Source organism: Ruminococcus sp. AF17-1AC, assembly GCF_003461385.1.
Taxonomy (GTDB): Bacteria; Bacillota; Clostridia; order Oscillospirales; family Ruminococcaceae; genus Hominimerdicola; species Hominimerdicola aceti.
This window is the reverse complement of record NZ_QTWZ01000011.1, coordinates 15,529-31,937: the sequence shown is the minus strand read 5'-3', so window position 1 is coordinate 31,937 and position 16,409 is coordinate 15,529. Positions and strand designations below refer to the sequence as shown.

General features: G+C 43.4%; 15 protein-coding genes and 1 tRNA gene. 6 read left to right on the top strand and 10 right to left on the bottom strand.

Features of this window, described 5'->3' with window-relative positions; genetic code table 11:
* Positions 1–22 precede the first annotated feature (22 nt).
* From DWW81_RS08595 to murD, 5 genes are read right to left on the bottom strand one after another with little or no spacing between them, the layout of a single operon-like run.
* The gene (locus tag DWW81_RS08595) at positions 23–1,294 is read right to left on the bottom strand and encodes a methionine gamma-lyase family protein (RefSeq protein ID WP_117897447.1); all 1,272 of its coding nucleotides are present in this window, start codon (positions 1,292–1,294) and stop codon (positions 23–25) included.
* On the bottom strand, positions 1,287–2,063 hold the full coding sequence (locus DWW81_RS08590; protein WP_022286729.1) for an N-acetyltransferase: 777 nt from the start codon (positions 2,061–2,063) through the stop codon (positions 1,287–1,289). Before DWW81_RS08590 ends, DWW81_RS08595 begins: the two co-directional genes overlap by 8 nt.
* The gene (locus DWW81_RS08585) at positions 2,060–3,079 is read right to left on the bottom strand and encodes a M42 family peptidase (protein ID WP_117897448.1); all 1,020 of its coding nucleotides are present in this window, start codon (positions 3,077–3,079) and stop codon (positions 2,060–2,062) included. Before DWW81_RS08585 ends, DWW81_RS08590 begins: the two co-directional genes overlap by 4 nt.
* Before the next feature lie 6 nt (positions 3,080–3,085).
* Positions 3,086–4,102 (bottom strand): M42 family peptidase, encoded by a 1,017-nt coding sequence (locus DWW81_RS08580; protein WP_117897449.1) that lies wholly within the window; start codon positions 4,100–4,102, stop codon positions 3,086–3,088.
* Between the two features lie 26 nt (positions 4,103–4,128).
* Positions 4,129–5,520 carry a UDP-N-acetylmuramoyl-L-alanine--D-glutamate ligase gene (gene murD / locus DWW81_RS08575; protein WP_117897450.1) on the bottom strand — a complete coding sequence of 464 codons (1,392 nt, stop codon included), beginning with the start codon at positions 5,518–5,520 and terminating at the stop codon, positions 4,129–4,131.
* A gap of 335 nt (positions 5,521–5,855) precedes the next feature.
* Between murD and DWW81_RS08570 the strand changes: the two genes are divergently transcribed.
* The 3 genes from DWW81_RS08570 to eno all read left to right on the top strand — a co-directional run bounded on the left by DWW81_RS08570 (position 5,856) and on the right by eno (position 9,481).
* Positions 5,856–7,001 carry a ribose-phosphate pyrophosphokinase gene (locus DWW81_RS08570; RefSeq protein WP_181982500.1) on the top strand — a complete coding sequence of 382 codons (1,146 nt, stop codon included), beginning with the start codon at positions 5,856–5,858 and terminating at the stop codon, positions 6,999–7,001.
* A 71-nt stretch (positions 7,002–7,072) separates the two neighbouring features.
* Positions 7,073–7,780: an IspD/TarI family cytidylyltransferase gene (locus DWW81_RS08565; protein WP_117897451.1), complete on the top strand. Its 708-nt coding sequence runs from the start codon at positions 7,073–7,075 to the stop codon at positions 7,778–7,780.
* Between the two features lie 405 nt (positions 7,781–8,185).
* Positions 8,186–9,481 carry a phosphopyruvate hydratase gene (gene eno, locus DWW81_RS08560; protein WP_117897452.1) on the top strand — a complete coding sequence of 432 codons (1,296 nt, stop codon included), beginning with the start codon at positions 8,186–8,188 and terminating at the stop codon, positions 9,479–9,481.
* 209 nt (positions 9,482–9,690) lie between these two features.
* On the opposite strand, the gene DWW81_RS08555 is transcribed toward eno, so the two are convergent.
* The 3 genes from DWW81_RS08555 to DWW81_RS08545 form a co-directional block, all read right to left on the bottom strand.
* Positions 9,691–9,766, bottom strand: a tRNA-Lys gene (locus DWW81_RS08555).
* A 184-nt stretch (positions 9,767–9,950) separates the two neighbouring features.
* Positions 9,951–10,319: a zinc-ribbon domain-containing protein gene (locus tag DWW81_RS08550; RefSeq protein WP_117897453.1), complete on the bottom strand. Its 369-nt coding sequence runs from the start codon at positions 10,317–10,319 to the stop codon at positions 9,951–9,953.
* A 98-nt stretch (positions 10,320–10,417) separates the two neighbouring features.
* Entirely contained in the window at positions 10,418–11,524 is a 1,107-nt protein-coding gene (locus tag DWW81_RS08545) for an SGNH/GDSL hydrolase family protein (RefSeq protein ID WP_181982708.1), read from the bottom strand.
* A gap of 215 nt (positions 11,525–11,739) precedes the next feature.
* Here DWW81_RS08545 and DWW81_RS08540 point away from each other — a divergent pair, with 215 nt between their 5' ends.
* Both DWW81_RS08540 and DWW81_RS08535 read left to right on the top strand, forming a co-directional pair.
* A complete protein-coding gene (locus DWW81_RS08540) occupies positions 11,740–12,930 on the top strand; it encodes an ATP-binding protein (RefSeq protein WP_117876140.1) in 1,191 nt (396 codons plus the stop codon).
* A gap of 32 nt (positions 12,931–12,962) precedes the next feature.
* Entirely contained in the window at positions 12,963–13,121 is a 159-nt protein-coding gene (locus DWW81_RS08535) for an alpha-amylase family glycosyl hydrolase (protein ID WP_117897466.1), read from the top strand.
* A gap of 80 nt (positions 13,122–13,201) precedes the next feature.
* Here the strand turns inward: DWW81_RS08535 and DWW81_RS08530 are convergent, their stop codons facing one another.
* Both DWW81_RS08530 and DWW81_RS08525 read right to left on the bottom strand, forming a co-directional pair.
* Positions 13,202–13,984, bottom strand: a complete 783-nt coding sequence (locus DWW81_RS08530; RefSeq protein ID WP_117897455.1) for an AraC family transcriptional regulator — start codon at positions 13,982–13,984, stop codon at positions 13,202–13,204.
* A gap of 120 nt (positions 13,985–14,104) precedes the next feature.
* Positions 14,105–14,983, bottom strand: coding sequence for a fibronectin type III domain-containing protein (locus tag DWW81_RS08525; protein WP_242989593.1), 879 nt, complete (start codon positions 14,981–14,983; stop codon positions 14,105–14,107).
* Between the two features lie 424 nt (positions 14,984–15,407).
* On the opposite strand from DWW81_RS08525, the gene DWW81_RS08520 reads away from it, so the two are divergent.
* Positions 15,408–16,328, top strand: a complete 921-nt coding sequence (locus tag DWW81_RS08520) for a S1 RNA-binding domain-containing protein (protein WP_022286716.1) — start codon at positions 15,408–15,410, stop codon at positions 16,326–16,328.
* Positions 16,329–16,409: the final 81 nt, after the last annotated feature.

Below are 16,409 nucleotides of genomic sequence, written 5' to 3'. Positions count from 1 at the left end.
ATCATTCCTTTCCAGTCAAATCTTATATTCTAAGTAAACCTTTGTTATACATCTCCTGTGCGGCAAGCATAACGCCTGCTTTGCCTGTTGGGTATGTGATACCGCCCTGAAGCCATGCGGCAAACGGCGGTCTTATAGGTGCGTCTGCGGAAAGCTCTATGGAAGCACCCATTGTGAATGCTCCTGCCGCCATTATAACCTTGCTGTCATAACCCGGCATATCCCATGCCTCAGGGGTAACATAGCTGTCAACCGGTGAGCCTTTCTGTATTCCCTGACAGAAAGCCACGAGGTTCTCCTCGTTCTCAAGAAGAATAGATGCAATTATATCCGTTCTTGTTTCGCCGCTTTCAGGGAGGGTCTTATAGCCAAGCTTTTCAAAGAAACGGCAGGCGAAAACGGAAGTTTTCAGTGCTGATGCAACCACCTGTGGTGCTAAGAAAAAGCCAAGGAGCATTTCTCTGTTCTGGTTAAGTGAACAGCCAACCTCCTTGCCCATGCCAACGCAAGTGAGCCTGTCGGCACACTTTTCCACAAGGTCTGCTCTGCCGCAGATATATCCGCCTGTAGAAGCAATTCCACCGCCCGGATTTTTTATAAGCGAGCCTATTATGATATCTGCACCAACGCTCAGTGGCTCTTTTCTTTCAACAAACTCACCGTAGCAGTTATCCACCATGACGATTATATCAGGGTTTGCTTTCTTCGCAGTTTCTGCTATCTTTCCGATTATCTCCACTGTCGGTGACGGTCTGAGAGAATAGCCTCTTGAACGCTGGATATAGGCTATCTTTGCGCCAACGGCTTTCTTTGCTATCTCGTCATAATCAGGGTACATCTCGTTCACCAAGTCTACCTGCTCATACTTCACGCCGAAGTCAACAAGTGAACCGTTGCCCTTTTCGCCTCTGATACCGATTATCTCCTCAAGGGTATCATATGGCTTTCCAGTGCAGGCAAGCATTGTGTCTCCGCTTCTAAGCACTCCGAAAAGCGCTGTTGACAGTGCATGAGTGCCGTTCACAAAGGTGTGTCTTACCAAAGCATCCTCGCCGCCAAGTGCCTGAGCGAACACCTTGTCTATGGTATCTCTGCCCATGTCGCCGTATCCGTAGCCTGTTGTGCCTTTAAGACAGCCCTCGCTCACACGGTTGTCTATAAAAGCTTTCAGCACTTTCTGTCCGTTATACTCGGCATTGCTGTCTATCTTTTCAAACATCTCCCTGCACTCATTCTCTGCCTCGGATGCAAGAGATAAAAGCTTTGGGTCTATATCAAATATACATTCATTCATTTTCAATTCTCTCCAATACAAGATCTATTCCGCAGGCTTTAAAGCCTATCTCCTCATAATAGCTCACTCTATGGGGTCTTGCAAATAATCTGACCTGAAAGCCGTCCTGTGTGAGCTTTTCACCTATCCAATACAAAAGCTGTCTTGCATGGAACTTTCCACGCTCCTCAGGTATCGTTCCAACGTGTCCCACAAGTGCCACTCCGTCTATGATATACTGTATGGTGGCGGTGGTGTAATCACCCAGCAGGAACGACTGCGAAAGTCCTCTTCTTACTCTGTGGGAAGTATCCGTAAGCCACAGTTCATAGGAATTTTTTATGGCAGGAAAGCATGGTGCAAGTATCCTGAAAACATCGTCGAGTTTTGGAAGCTCGTTCACGTCAAGGGGCGGGATATCGTTTTTCGCAACAAAGCTGAACTCCGTCCGTTTGTCACCCTTATACTCCGTCTTAGTTAGCTCTGCAAGCTTATCTGAATACTCCGCCTCAAACTCCACGGCAGCAGGCTTATTCATAAGGATAAACCCCGCAAGCTCGCCCAATACCTTATCGTCAAATCTCTTATCCTTGAAAGTCGATATCATCATAGAGGCGTTGAATACTGATATGATACCAAGCTTTTCTCCGCTTTCCTCAACGGCATAGAAATGCAGAAAATCATACCCTGTGCCGTATGCCGCAAAGTGCGACTTTATACGCCTTGTATAATTGTTAGGTTTAAGACCGCTCAGCAGTTCTGAGCTGATCTCTTTGGTTTCATAGATCATTTGTTATAAGTCCTATCCAAGATCAATTTTGTAAGAACATAAGCGTTCTCAAAGTCCGCCTTATTTATCACGCAGCTTGGAGAATGAAGATATCTGCAAGGGAGTGACACTGCGGCTGTCTTTACGCCGCCACAGGAAACGTGTATCGCACCTGCATCATTTCCTCCTGCCACCATTGTTTTGGTCTGGCATGGTATGCCGTTCTCCTCCGCCGCATAAAATGCAAGCTCATAAAGCTCACGGTCATACATTGTGTGTCTGTCCATATATGAAACAACAGGACCTTTTCCAAGCTCACATACCCTTTTCTCTCCAGAAGCCGATGGAATATCCGCCGCAGTTGTGGATTCAAGCACCACAGCATAATCAGGCGCAACAGTAAACGCCGCACAGGTAGAGCCTCGCAGACCTATCTCTTCCTGCACCACGAAGGTGAAATATGTGTCATACTCTACGCCCTCTTCTATCATTCTGAGCATTATTGCACAGCCTGCTCTGTCGTCTATAGCCTTGCACTTCACGAAGCCCTCGCCGAACTCTACAAAATCGGAAACAAATCTCACACTGTCCCCAAGGCGCACAAGCTTTAAGGCTTCCTCACGGCTGTCAACACCTATATCTATGGTAAGCTTATCAAAAGGCACAGACTTTTTTCTCTCCTCGGCAGTGAGATTATGGATAGCCTTTCCGCCAACAACGCCAAGGACGTTATTCCTGCCGATTTTGACACGTCTGCCGAAAACAACTCTTGGGTCAACACCGCCAACTGATGACACTTTCAGCGTGCCGTCAGAATTCACATAGGTGACTATCATGCCAACCTCGTCCATATGAGCAGACACCATTATCTTGCTTTTAGGCGTCTTTTTGCCCTTACAGAAAGCTATGACATTGCCAAGGTTATCCACCCTTATTTCAGCTTTATCGCCTATTTTATCTATTATATATTCTCTTACTGCCCCCTCGTCGCCTGAAATGCCGTCAAGGAGACAGAGGTCTTTCAGTTTATCCAACATAAATATCTACACTCTTTTCAGATATTCTGCAATAAGCAGAGCCGTATTATCAATATCATTTATATCAACTATCTCCACAGGCGTGTGCATATGCTTTTCCGGAATGGATATGGTAACGGCTTTTGTTCCGCTTCCGCTCACGCCGATAGCATCGGCATTTGTGCCTGTTTTTCCACTCATGACTTCAAGCTGATATGGTATGCCCTTTTCTTCTGCAAGGCTAATAAAGCTATCTGACATCTCTCGTGAAAGGGACGGAGCAATGCCTATCATCGCTCCCTTGCCCATTATGCCGCATTCTTCCTCGTTCTCATAATGGGTCTTTGCAAAGGAAACGTCAACCACCACTGCATAGTCTGCATTGATATCAAAAGCTGTTGTTTTTGCACCACGCTCGCCAACTTCTTCCTGAGTTGAAAAGCACACTGCGATATTATAAGCTGTCTGCTCGCCCTCGATAAGCTCAAGGGTCTTTAGGATAGCCGTACAGCCTGACCTGTCGTCAATTGCTTTAGATGTGACACGGCTTCCTGCGAGCCTTTCGGCTTTGTTTTCTATAAGCACTCTGTCACCAAGGGAAACATACTTTGCTGCATTTTCACGGCTCGTAAAACCTATATCTATGAAAACGCTGTCAAGGTCAGGTGCGACAGAGCTGTCTTTTTCAAGGTGAGGCGGAGTTGAAGTCACGATGCCCGTGAGCTTTTCTTTGCCGTAAACTGTCACCTGCTGAGCCAAAAGAAGCCTTGTATCAAGACCGCCGCAGCCTGATATTTTCAAAAATCCGTCCTCTGTGATGTATGTGACTATCATGCCTATCTCGTCTATATGGGCGTCAAGAAGCATAACAGGCTTGCCGTCCTCCCAGCTTCCAACCTTGCAGATAACACTGCCAAGAGCGTTATCCAAGGTGACTTCGCCATACTCTCCAAGGAGCTTTGCCGCAGCCTCAGCCGCTGAGCCTTCCGCTCCCGATACACCTGCCGCAGAGCAAAGCTGTGACAGTATCTCAAATGTATCCATAATACATATCCCTGCTTTTTATAAAATTAGAGTTCGTTCACAAGTCGCTTGAAATGTCTGCCTCTTGCCTCAAAGTTTGGATAGAGGTCAAAACTTGCACAGGCTGGTGAAAGTGTGACAACATCGCCCTCTTCAGCCATTTTCTGTGCTGTGAGGACCGCCTCTTCAAGTGTCTTTACTCTTACTATCTTAAGACCGCTTTCAGGATAGAGCGGACTTTCTGTAACAGCCTTTTCTATCTTGTCTGCTGTCGCGCCAAGAAGAATGAGTATCTTTACGTTCTTGTTCACAGGTTCTGCAAGAGGTTCAAAAGGTATCTTCTTGTCATAGCCGCCTGCGATAACAATAAGCTTCTGATTAAATGAATTAAGTCCTGCGATAACTCTTGTAGGGCTTGTTGCGATAGAATCGTTATACCACTTAACACCGTCTATCTCTCTTACAAATTCAATTCTATGCTCAACGCCACCGAAGTTCTTTGCTACCTGAACTATGCTCTGGATAGATACCTCGCCCCATACTGCGGCGATAGCTGTGAGATAGTTCGCAACGTTGTGGATACCAGGTATCCTTATATCGTCCTTGTGCACTATCTCTGTAGTTCTGCCCTTTTCCGTGTAGCAAAGCATACCGTCGTCATTAAGATATGCGCCTGTCTGAACAGGGTGCTTTAGAGAGAATGTGACAAGCTTTCCTCTTACGAGGTCTGCAAGCTTTATTGTTTCCTCGTTATCCTCATTGAGTACAGTTCTTGAATATCCGTTCTGATGAGCGATAAGGTTAGCCTTTGCACCGATATACTCCTCCATTGTTCCGTGAACATTCAGATGGTTTGGAGTGATATTTGTGATTGCGGCAACATTTGGCGACTGTCTCATTGAGATAAGCTGGAAGCTTGAAAGCTCAACTACTGCAACGTCGCTGTCGGACATTGTTTCAACGATAGGCAGAAGAGCCTTGCCGATATTTCCACCGATATGGACACGCTTGCCCTCGGCTTTGAGCATTTCGCTGATAAGGGTAGTTGTAGTAGTCTTTCCGTCTGAACCTGTTACGCCGTATATCTTGCATGGGCAGAGGTCAAAGAAAGTTTCCATTTCTGATGTAATGGCAACGCCTGCTTTTCTTGCCTTTGTGATAGTTTCATCATTATAGTACATACCTGGTGTTCTGAAAACTATATCGCAGTTAAAGATGATATCAAGATAATGCTCGCCCAATGAGAACTCACAGCCCTTTGCGGAAAGCTCCTCATAGATAAGCTCATCAAATTCGTCCTCTGTCTTTTTGTCGCAGACAACGCATCTTATGCCCTTTGAGAGAAAAAGCTTTATAAGCTCAAGGTGGCTTACGCCCGTTCCTATGAACGCTACTCTCTTATCTTTTATTTCCATGAAATATCTTTGTGCTTTTGTCATATCATTAACTCCTTCAATAATTCTGTCAGTTGTGTGCAATATACTGCACACATACCTATTCTATTTTATTATATATCATTTTATCCAAAAACGCAAGGACTTTTTTATATATGCAAAAAAAGTTTACCTGTCGTGCGGTTAGGAAACGTTTACTTGATTTTTGTGTCTAAATGTGCCGCAGTAACAGTGTGTTTTTTGTGAAAAGTGAGAAAAATTTATTATTTGCGAAAAAACTATTGTAAAATCGGGATTTATAAAGTATAATATATGTATATTGGTATGTTTCGTACTGACCTGAGGTCAGACAACAATTAGTATTGGAGGATATGATAATAATGGGTAATGCTGACAATGTATTGTTCGACAATGACTCAAGAGTTGCACCGCTTGGCCTTATCGCTATGGCAGGCGCTTCCGAGCTTGGCAAGAAAGTAGACGGTTATCTTACAAAATGGGCTAACGAAAACGAATTTGTTAAGGATACTTTCCTTGTTGAGGCTGTTTGTCCTAGATTTTCTTCCGGCGACGGCAAGGGTCTTATCAAGTCATCTATCAGAGGCGACGATCTTTTCATTCTCTGCGACGTAGGAAACTACAGCTGCACATACAACTATTTCGGCAGGGAAAACAGTATGTCGCCTGACGATCATTATCAGGATCTTAAAAGAATAATCCAGGCTGCAGGCGGTAAGGCTCACAGAATAAACATCATCATGCCTTCCCTTTACGGCGGCAGACAGCACAGAAGAAACTACAGAGAATCTCTTGACTGTGCAGTTGCTCTTCAGGAGCTTCAGGCTATGGGCGTTTCAAATATCCTTACTTTTGACGCTCACGACCCAAGAGTACAGAATGCTGTTCCGCTCATGGGTCTTGACAACATAATCCCTTCCTATCAGGTTCTCAAGGCAATGTTTAAAAACCTTTCAGATTTCAGACCTGACAAGGATCACTTCATGATAATCTCCCCTGACGAGGGCGCTATCAACAGAAATATGTACTACGCTTCTGTTCTGGGCGTAAACCTCGGTATGTTCTATAAGAGAAGAGATTATTCAACTATCATCGACGGCAGAAACCCTATCGTTGCTCACGAATACATGGGTAATGACGTTGCCGGCAAGGACGTTTTCATCGCTGACGATATCATCTCATCAGGCGAGTCAATGCTGGATATCGCTGTAGAGCTTAAAAAGCGTAAAGCTAACAAGATCTACTGCTATGCTACTTACCCAATTTTCACAAATGGTCTTGAAGCATTCAACAAGGCTTATGCTGACGGCATCATCGACGGTGTATTCGGCACAAACCTCACATACAGAACACCCGAGCTGCTTTCAAGCCCATGGTTCTACGAGGTAGACTGCTCTAAGTATATCGCTTACTTCATTGCATCACTCAATCATGACAAGTCAATTTCACAGGTCATCGACCCACACACAAAGATCGAAGCTCTGCTGAAAAAATACGGCATAAAGTAAATTCAATACACAACGATAAAGTTCGGGGCGGACGGCTGTCCCGAACTTTTTTTATATGAGGAGAAGATAAAATGATATTTGCAGGGATAGTTGCAGGGGGCTGTGGCTCTAGGGTAAAAAGTGCGGTTATACCAAAGCAGTTTATAGAGATAGGCGGAGTGCCTGTTATCGTTAGAACAGTGAGAGCGTTTCTTGCAGTAGAGGAGATAGATATGGCTTATGTGGGCATAAAACCTGACTGGCACGAATACACTAACGAGCTTTTTGAACGCTTCGGGATAGACAAAGAGCGTATAAGAGTCATAGACGGCGGAGCTGACAGAAACGGCACAGTAATGAACATAGCTGAGGCAATAGTCGCTGAACATGGTGAGAATGAGAGGGACATAATACTCACCCATGACGCTGTAAGACCATTTGTGACGGAGAAGATAATAAAAGACAATATCAAGGCGATGAGGGAACATTCCGCCTGCGGAACTTATATGCCTGCGGTTGATACCATAATAAGATCTGACGGCGAAAAGGTCAGGGAAACGCTTAACAGAAGCGAGCTTTATCAGGCGCAAACTCCGCAAACTTTCAGACTTGGGGATCTGAGGAGGAATTATTATTCGCTTAGCGAGGAGCAAAATAAAAAGCTGACGGATACTTGTTCTGTGTTTACAGCTTGCAATGAGGATATATACCTTGTCGTCGGGAACGCATTGAATTTCAAGATAACCACAGACAGCGATCTAAGAATGGCGAATGCACTTGCAGAGTTAAGTGAGAAATAAATCAAGGCGGTGTTGGAGAACGATCTCTGCACCGCTTTTTTCTATAGCCTACCTTGCTTTGTGCGGTTTTCAGCATAAATAAGATCACGCCCAAAACGAATATTCTCACAAAGCTTGTCAATAATAACAAACGAAAAGTTTCGCAAAGCTTATCTGTTGTTCAAAAAGTCAATAGCCATGCCTGCAGGCAGTACACCTTTTGTGCATACCTATAAAATATATTAGATATGACTAACTAAGATTGACATACGGCTTCGCGCGTGGTAAAATAAATGTGGTTAGTAGTTACTAACCTAGTGAGAATAGATCATGCAGACTTCTCTATGATGACAAGAGCGAAATGTCATCAGCCCGAATGGTGGTGCGTTCGGGTAGTCTGCATAATATTAAAAAGGAGCTTATATTATGAACTATCTTGAGATCGTAAAAGTAATCGGACGTGAAATTTTGGATTCCAGAGGAAACCCTACTGTTGAAGCTGAGGTATATCTCGCAGACGGAACAGTGGGCAGAGGTACTGCACCAAGCGGTGCGTCAACAGGCGAGTTTGAGGCCCTTGAGCTTCGTGACGGCGATAAGGGCAGATATGGCGGAAAGGGCGTAACAAAGGCAGTTGAGAACATCAACACTGCTATAAATGACGCTGTATGCGGACTTGACGCTTCTGACATCTATGCCGTTGATAAGGCTATGATAAAGGCTGACGGCACTAAGGATAAGTCAAAGCTTGGTGCTAACGCTATCCTCGCTGTTTCTATCGCTGCCGCAAGAGCGGCTTCTATCTCTCTTGATATTCCTCTCTACAGATTTCTCGGCGGCATTTCAGGAAACAGACTTCCTGTTCCTATGATGAACATTCTTAACGGCGGCGCTCATGCTGCAAACACTGTTGACGTTCAGGAATTTATGATAATGCCTGTGGGTGCACCAAGCTTTAAGGAAGCTCTCCGCTGGTGCGCTGAGGTTTTCCACGCTCTGGCTGCCCTGCTTAAATCAAAGGGACTTGCGACATCTGTTGGCGATGAGGGCGGCTTCGCTCCTGACCTTGCAAGCGACGAGGAGGCTATACAGTATATACTCGAAGCTGTTAAGAACGCAGGTTATGAGCCGGGTAAGGATTTCATGATAGCAATGGACGCTGCTTCAAGCGAGTGGAAAGGCTCAAAGAAAGGCGAGTACGTTCTGCCAAAGGCCGGCACAAAGTTCACTTCTGCTGAGCTTATCGAACACTGGAAGAAACTCGTTGAAAAATACCCTATCATCTCTATCGAGGACGCTCTCGACGAAGAAGACTGGGAGGGCTGGCAGCTTCTCACTAAGGAGCTTGGCGGCAAGGTTCAGCTCGTTGGCGACGACCTGTTCGTAACAAATACAGAAAGACTTGCAAAGGGCATCAGCCTTGGCTGCGGCAACTCTATCCTTATCAAGCTCAATCAGATAGGCTCAGTTTCTGAAACACTTGAGGCTATCAAAATGGCTCATAAGGCAGGCTACACTGCGATTTCTTCACACCGTTCAGGTGAAACAGCAGACACAACTATCGCTGACCTTGCAGTTGCTCTCAATACCTGCCAGATAAAGACAGGCGCACCAAGCAGAAGCGAACGTGTTGCAAAGTACAATCAGCTTCTCAGAATTGAGGAAGAACTTGGCGAAAGCGCAGTTTATCCACAAATGGGCGCATTTAACGTAATCAGATAGTTTTTTGTCATATAAGGATCAAGCTACAAGCTTGAAAAAAAGCAGTCCACAGGGGCTGCTTTTTTTGTTGTATAAATGCAGTGTAGGGGCGTCCTGATGTCGCTCGCTCATCACCACTTGCTTGTCCATTTATCATCACATATAACAGACATAAAAAAATCACGCCCTAACAAAGTAAGGCGTGATCTTGACTAAGGATATTTCCCTAGTGGTGAGCTATCGGGGATTCGAACCCCGGACCCTTTGATTAAAAGTCAAATGCTCTGCCAACTGAGCTAATAACTCATATCGTCCTGCAACGACTTAATTATTATACCAATTTTCCGCCCATTTGTCAAGGGGTTTTCGAGAATTTTTTCACTTTTTCCAAACTGCACATATTTATTCCCCATTTGGCATACTTTTATGCGTTTTCTAACAAAAAAACGCCCCTGAAAAACAAGGGCGTTTTATCTGCAAAACTTTAAGATCAGTTTATCTTGTTGCCGCAGTTAGGGCAGAACTGATTTCCAGCCGGAACTTTACCTCCGCAAGTAGGGCAGAACTTTTCACCCTGTGGTGCGGCCTGAGCCTGTGGCTGTACGTATGTCTGCTGAGCGTTCTGCTGTGGAACAGAACCTGCATACTTCTTAAAAAGTGTGTAGATACCGCAGATAACAAGAAGAACAAATGCTATCCAGAACAGCACATACATGAATGTGTAGAAACCGCCTGCAAGCTTGCTCATACCTGAAAGATAGCTTCCTGCTGCATATGTAACTGCAAGACCCAGAACAACACCTGCACCAGTAGTTACCGGCTTGAGGTACTTGTCAGCAATTTTGAAAAAATCGTTCATTAGAGAATGCCTCCTAATTTAATAATATATATTTATTATACAATCGTTATGTCATAAAGTCAATAGATTCGAGTAAAATTTTTCACTTATTTACGTTTCTATTTGTTTGCTGTAATGACAGAAATAAGCATAAAATTGCTATTTTCTTTACCCTCTGTGTCAATAACTATCTCAACAGTGTGTTCTCCCTTTGCTCCGCTGTATATCTCCTCAAGACAGCAAAGGTCTCCCCAATCCTCGTCAAAGTTGGCGTCAAGAAGAACCTTGTTCTGCCTGTCACCGTCTATGACAGCATATGCAACAGGCGCAGGCTTGTTGATAGTCTTTCTGTACTGCACCATTATAATACCGCCGCTCACGTTGAATTTAATACAGCTTCCCTGCTTGTGAGCTATCCAACCACCCTTGAATGGGTCACTCCACTGCTCTGCCGCATGAGTATCAGGCTCAAAGCCCTCCATAACAGGCGAACAGCTATAGTTCTGAAATCGCTGTGCGTCCTCATATCTGCTTGCTGTAAATGGCTCAGGAAGTGCAGGCTTCTTCTCTGCACCGAGCTTTTTATAGTATGAATATTCTGTATCAAGCAGATTGCAGATAAGGTCAGCTATCATCTTGTGACCTAAGTCTGTAGGGTGGAGCATATCCGCTGTGTAGTCTGCAAGACAAACGTTGCCAAGCTGTATCTCAGGGAAAATGTAGTTTCTTACGCTGACGATAGGCAGGTCATAGTGCAGACCGATAGCGTTATGTATACCCTGTGCATTTGTGCCTGTATCGTAAAAAAGATTGTTTATAAGCACAACCGCCTTGACGCTCTCAGCTTTCAGCAGACGTCTTACAAGGCTCTCGTATGTTTCCATAAATAAGGGCGAACTGCTGTCGTTTACCGAAAACTCAACGAAAACAAGGTCCGGCTGTTTGTCAAGGACGTGTTCCTGCACTCTTGCCACCCCAAACTGCGAGGTAGTTGCACCAATACCGGCATTGAAGTAGCTTATCTCAGCGTCAGGAAAATTCGTCTGCCACCATTTTGCACTGCGGTCAACATATCTTAACTCAGTTTTTGTAGCATTACAGCCCATTGTAATCGAGCCGCCCAAATAAACAATGTTAAGCTTTTTTTCATTCTCTATCTTTTTGAATACCTGTGGAAGATAACCCATACTGCCGATATTCATGATAGATACGTTTTTGTCCGTCATATCCATTTCTCCTTTTATTTCTATAATGGTCTATTATAGTATTATAGCATTTTTCAAAACAAAAGTAAATCATAACAGGCAAAAATATTTTGCTTTAAGCTACAAAAAGCGGTAATGTTTTTTGTTAAAATCGTGCAATGTAGATGTTGACGAAAAGTAATGATATGTTGTATAATAAAGAATAAATATACAATATGAAGAAAGAAGTGTTCATAATGCACGATTTTAAGGCACTCTGCCGTCAGGCGCACACATTAGTAATATTCAAGAGCTTACATGAAGTCCCTGTCTTTGAAAAGCTTCTTGACACACTTGCTGTATGCGAATCTGACAGCGACATGGCTATAGAAAAATACTCAGATTTTGTGGCTGAGCTTTTTGCTTACTCAGATAATCTTACAGAATATATGCTCAAGCTGGTTCTTGAAAATGAAAACCTTTTTATGCTCAAAAAGGGCGAGGGTAAGGAAACGGGTGCGCTTTTGGAAGAATGTCTTGCAAACGAACTTGCCGTTATCGAGGAGCTTTCACAGATACCATGCGATGAGATAATCTCAAAGATAGACTATGACGGATTTCTGCCGAGATATGCTACACAAAAGCTTGACTTCTCGCAGATATATGCCGACCGTATACACGCTATCGGTCAGTACGGCTATGGCATTTACTCACAGTATCATGTATTTGTTATCAAAGACGGCAAGATAGTTCCGGTGGAGTATCCTGACGATATAAAGCTTTCCGACCTGCACAATTACGAACGTGAGCGTCAGGAGGTCATCAACAACACTCTTGCGCTTTTGAAAGGCAAACCTGCCAACAACGTTCTGCTTTATGGTGACTGCGGTACAGGCAAGTCCTCAACTGTCAAGGCCATAGCAAACGAATATGCCTGCAAGGGTCTCAGACTTATCGAGCTTAAAAAGAAACAGCTCCATGAGATACCAGCCATTGTAGAAACGGTAAGCAAAAATCCATTGAAGTTCATTATCTTCATAGACGACCTTTCATTCACAGAGGACGATGATGATTTTGCGGCACTGAAAGCCATCCTCGAGGGCAGCGTTTCATCAACTGCGGACAATCTCTGCATTTATGCTACCTCAAACAGAAGACATCTTGTACACGAGACGTTCTCCTCACGAGAGGGTGACGAGATACACTTCAAAGACACTATGCAGGAGCTTCTTTCACTGTCAGACCGTTTCGGACTTACCGTTACATATCAGAAGCCTGACAAGAAGATTTACCTTGACGTAGTTGAGAAGCTTGCAAAGCAATACGAGCTTAAAACTCCTATTGATGAGGTGCTTCAAAAGGCCGAGGCTTATGCGCTTTCGAGAGCAGGACGTTCACCAAGAGTTGCAAAGCAGTTCGTTGAATACATGAAGGGCATGGAAGACTAATAAATATATTCAAGAGTAATTATCATGACTAAATCTGCAAGCTGGGGTGTAACGCTATTTGGATAAACCCATGCTTCAAATCACCTTTTGGCGATGCAGGCTATGACGTTGAGGACTATTACACTTTCGCTCCGCATTATGACACTAACGATGTTATTAAAGGCTCGGCCGCTGTATTTGTCGAAGAATAAAATAACATAAAAGAGGTCAGGGACACATTTCACATTCCTTGACCTCTTTTGTTATGCCGTCTAAAGTTTATCCGCCGTTGTCAGAGCATACTCCGAAACTCCGTTGGAGTTTTTCCAAAGTGCATTTTAAACCGCTTCATAAAACCATATTCATTAGTATAACCGCACCTCTCAGCCACTTCCCTTACGCTGAGATTTGTCGTTGCAAGAAGCTGACTGGCTCTTTCCATTCGTGCGCTTATAACGTCTGTCATGACGCTCACTCCAAACATTTTCTTATACATATGCTGAAAACTTGACCTGCTTATACCCATATCCCATGCCATGCTTCCTACGTCTGCGATGTCCTCAGGCATTGCGTATATGTATGCTCTAAGCTGCATAAAGCGGCTGTTCCTGTCAGTAATAATACATGACTTTTTGTCTGTACATTTTAACTGTCTTGCAAGCTTTAACAAAAAGATTTCCATATAGCACCGTGTTACTTCCTCATGCTCACCTTTCATAAGCTGATACTCATATGCTACCGAGCGTATTATCTGACTAAGCTCATCAATGTTTCCAAGATAAACCAGTGTATCTTTTGGAACATCAAGCCTTTCAAATTTTTCTTTATCGCCCTGCTCATAATTGAAATACAGCCAATCATCGGTATAAAACTCTTCTGCGGCATGGTATTTCACAGGGGTATCCGGTGAAAGCAGGATAAAAGAATTTTTCTCTGCCCTATGCTCGATACCATTTATAACGAACACCGACGGTTCTTTTATGAGCAATATAAGGGGACAGCCCACCCCGTGAGGGCAATCCATAATAAAATCTTTTCTATGGCGATAATTATAGCCGACCGCACCCACAAGCATTTTGATCCCTCCCTGCTTTTATCAACTTTATTTTACCACACCGCTACATTCTTGTCAACGAAAAAAGAGCAGACGCTTTGTTCTGCTCTTCTTTCACATAATTCTATAATAGTATTACAATTATCCCCAATAGGTTCTCCAGACATTGAAGTAACCCCAAGGAATTTTAAACGAGTAAGCTATCTTGCTGCTGTTTGTCTTGTAGCTTCTGTTGCACCAGAAGTAAACATTATAGTCATTAGCAATACCGTTAAGGTGAGTTTTGCCATATACTGCGCCAAAAACAGCCTGCTTTACTCTTCTGGAAACGTTTGAATAATTTGCTCCGTCCCTTGAGAGCTGTGCAGATGACATAAATCCGCCGCTTCTATAAATAATATCCTGAATATTGTTATATCTTGCATAGTAGGATCTCCACATTGCATTCTTTGTGTACTTTGCGGCAACATACTGGTTTGCAACACAATCTGCAACATAAACGATAGGCTTATCCCACTCTGAACCTGACATCTTGCCGACCTCATGATAAACTATACGGCACATTGCTTCCCAGCCTGCTTTGTTGAAGTCCATTCTTGCTGTCTTTATTGTTTGCGTTTTTGAATAAGCAGAAGCGGCAGAGCCGTTTACAGCCTTAACTCTGAACTGATAGGAAGTCGTTCTCTGAAGACCTGTAACAGTGCAGTTCGTATTCTTGACTGTCTTGTATTTCTTCCAGCTCTTATATTTGCCGCCCTTGATGTACAGCTCATAGCTTGAAGCACCTCTTACCTTGCTCCAATGCACCTTGATAGTGTTTGTCTGCTTGTTATACGGATGAGTGAAGTCACTTCCATAGTTGATCTGAGCGGTCATCTTAGGAGTTGAAAGCTTTGCCGCAGCAGCATCGGCACTAAAGCCCTCTGTCATTACCAAAAATGTCATAAGTGCTGCAATGAACATAACTATCACTTTCAGTGACTTATTCTTTGCTGAAATAAAACTTGCTGAATGATCCATTAATAATACGGCTTTACAACGCATACACGCTGCATTGCCAATTCACACCCTTTCTTTTAATTAGCGGCGGTCATGTCTGTGCCGCTATTTAATTTTATTACGGTCGATTAAAATTATGTATCAATCTGTAACGATAACGGTTAAGAAAGTTACAAAGTGATTACAAATTACTACACTATTGTAACACGTCCAATTGCATTTGTCAAGCTTTTTTATAGTTTTTTTGATTTTTGTTTATAATTTGAAGCAAAGAATATAAAAATTGTACTAATATTTCAGCACATTGAATATTAATTTACTGTATCAGCAAGAGTTCACGCACAATTATCACAAAGAAAATATGTGCAGAATATGAACAAAATCAATGGATCAACCACAGAGATCCTGCTGTTTTTAAAAAATCTGTGGGGAAAGAGGCAAAATAATGAAAAAATATTTACCTGAGGGCAAGATCTTCAATAGCCCTGAAAACCGATATTATCTTCAAAGCGAACGAACAATGGCTGAGGCAATGGCTCAGGGATTGATACTGGAGGGTCATGCTGTGCTTTGTGACAGCGAACACAACATAATAGTAGAGCTTCCCTTTGGCAAAGGAATAATCCCAAGATCAGAGGGAGCAATCGGAATACAAGAAGGCAAAACAAAAGACATAGCATTACTTTCTAGGGTTAACAAAACGGTATGCTTCAAGGTGACAGATATTGTTCACGAAAAGGGCGAGGTCATATGCAGGCTGTCAAGGCGTCTTGCACAAGAAGAGTGCATTGAACGATATATAAGTACACTCACATCAGGGGACGTTATACCGGCAAAGGTGACACACCTTGAGCCTTTCGGGTGCTTTGTTGACATAGGCTGTGGTCTTCCTTCACTTATACCAATAGACGCCATATCCGTCTCACGCATCACCCACCCCAACGACAGATTTTTCAACGGTCAGGACATATATGCTGTGGTAAAAAGCTGTGACGAGGACAGGATATGCCTTTCTCACAAGGAACTTTTAGGCACATGGGAAGAAAATGCAGCATTGTTCTCCACAGGAGAAACCGTAGGCGGGATAGTGCGCTCCATTGAACCATACGGTATTTTTATAGAGCTTGCTCCGAACCTTGCAGGGCTTGCAGAACCAAGAGAAAATGTGCGTGTGGGGCAGGCAGCAAGTGTTTACATAAAAGCTCTTATCCCCGAAAAAATGAAAGTCAAGCTCATTATCGTAGACGTATTTGAAAACAGCGTTTTTCCCTCAAAGATAAACTATTTCATCACCAGCGGCAGGCTCACAAAATGGGTCTATTCCACCAATGAATGTTACAAAAATATATGCTCTGAATTTGTGTGATAATCGTACATATTTTTGTACTTGTAATTTATTTGTACTATAATTTGTACTTGTTTTCACAGCAAAACAAGATATAAAAAA

Coding starts and splice junctions, on each gene's coding strand:
- DWW81_RS08595 (WP_117897447.1), bottom strand. CDS start 1,294: ATGAATGAATGTATATTTGATATAGACCCAAAGCTTTTATCTCTTGCA.
- DWW81_RS08590 (WP_022286729.1), bottom strand. CDS start 2,063: ATGATCTATGAAACCAAAGAGATCAGCTCAGAACTGCTGAGCGGTCTT.
- DWW81_RS08585 (WP_117897448.1), bottom strand. CDS start 3,079: ATGTTGGATAAACTGAAAGACCTCTGTCTCCTTGACGGCATTTCAGGC.
- DWW81_RS08580 (WP_117897449.1), bottom strand. CDS start 4,102: ATGGATACATTTGAGATACTGTCACAGCTTTGCTCTGCGGCAGGTGTA.
- murD (WP_117897450.1), bottom strand. CDS start 5,520: ATGACAAAAGCACAAAGATATTTCATGGAAATAAAAGATAAGAGAGTA.
- DWW81_RS08570 (WP_181982500.1), top strand. CDS start 5,856: ATGGGTAATGCTGACAATGTATTGTTCGACAATGACTCAAGAGTTGCA.
- DWW81_RS08565 (WP_117897451.1), top strand. CDS start 7,073: ATGATATTTGCAGGGATAGTTGCAGGGGGCTGTGGCTCTAGGGTAAAA.
- eno (WP_117897452.1), top strand. CDS start 8,186: ATGAACTATCTTGAGATCGTAAAAGTAATCGGACGTGAAATTTTGGAT.
- DWW81_RS08550 (WP_117897453.1), bottom strand. CDS start 10,319: ATGAACGATTTTTTCAAAATTGCTGACAAGTACCTCAAGCCGGTAACT.
- DWW81_RS08545 (WP_181982708.1), bottom strand. CDS start 11,524: ATGACGGACAAAAACGTATCTATCATGAATATCGGCAGTATGGGTTAT.
- DWW81_RS08540 (WP_117876140.1), top strand. CDS start 11,740: ATGCACGATTTTAAGGCACTCTGCCGTCAGGCGCACACATTAGTAATA.
- DWW81_RS08530 (WP_117897455.1), bottom strand. CDS start 13,984: ATGCTTGTGGGTGCGGTCGGCTATAATTATCGCCATAGAAAAGATTTT.
- DWW81_RS08525 (WP_242989593.1), bottom strand. CDS start 14,983: ATGGATCATTCAGCAAGTTTTATTTCAGCAAAGAATAAGTCACTGAAA.
- DWW81_RS08520 (WP_022286716.1), top strand. CDS start 15,408: ATGAAAAAATATTTACCTGAGGGCAAGATCTTCAATAGCCCTGAAAAC.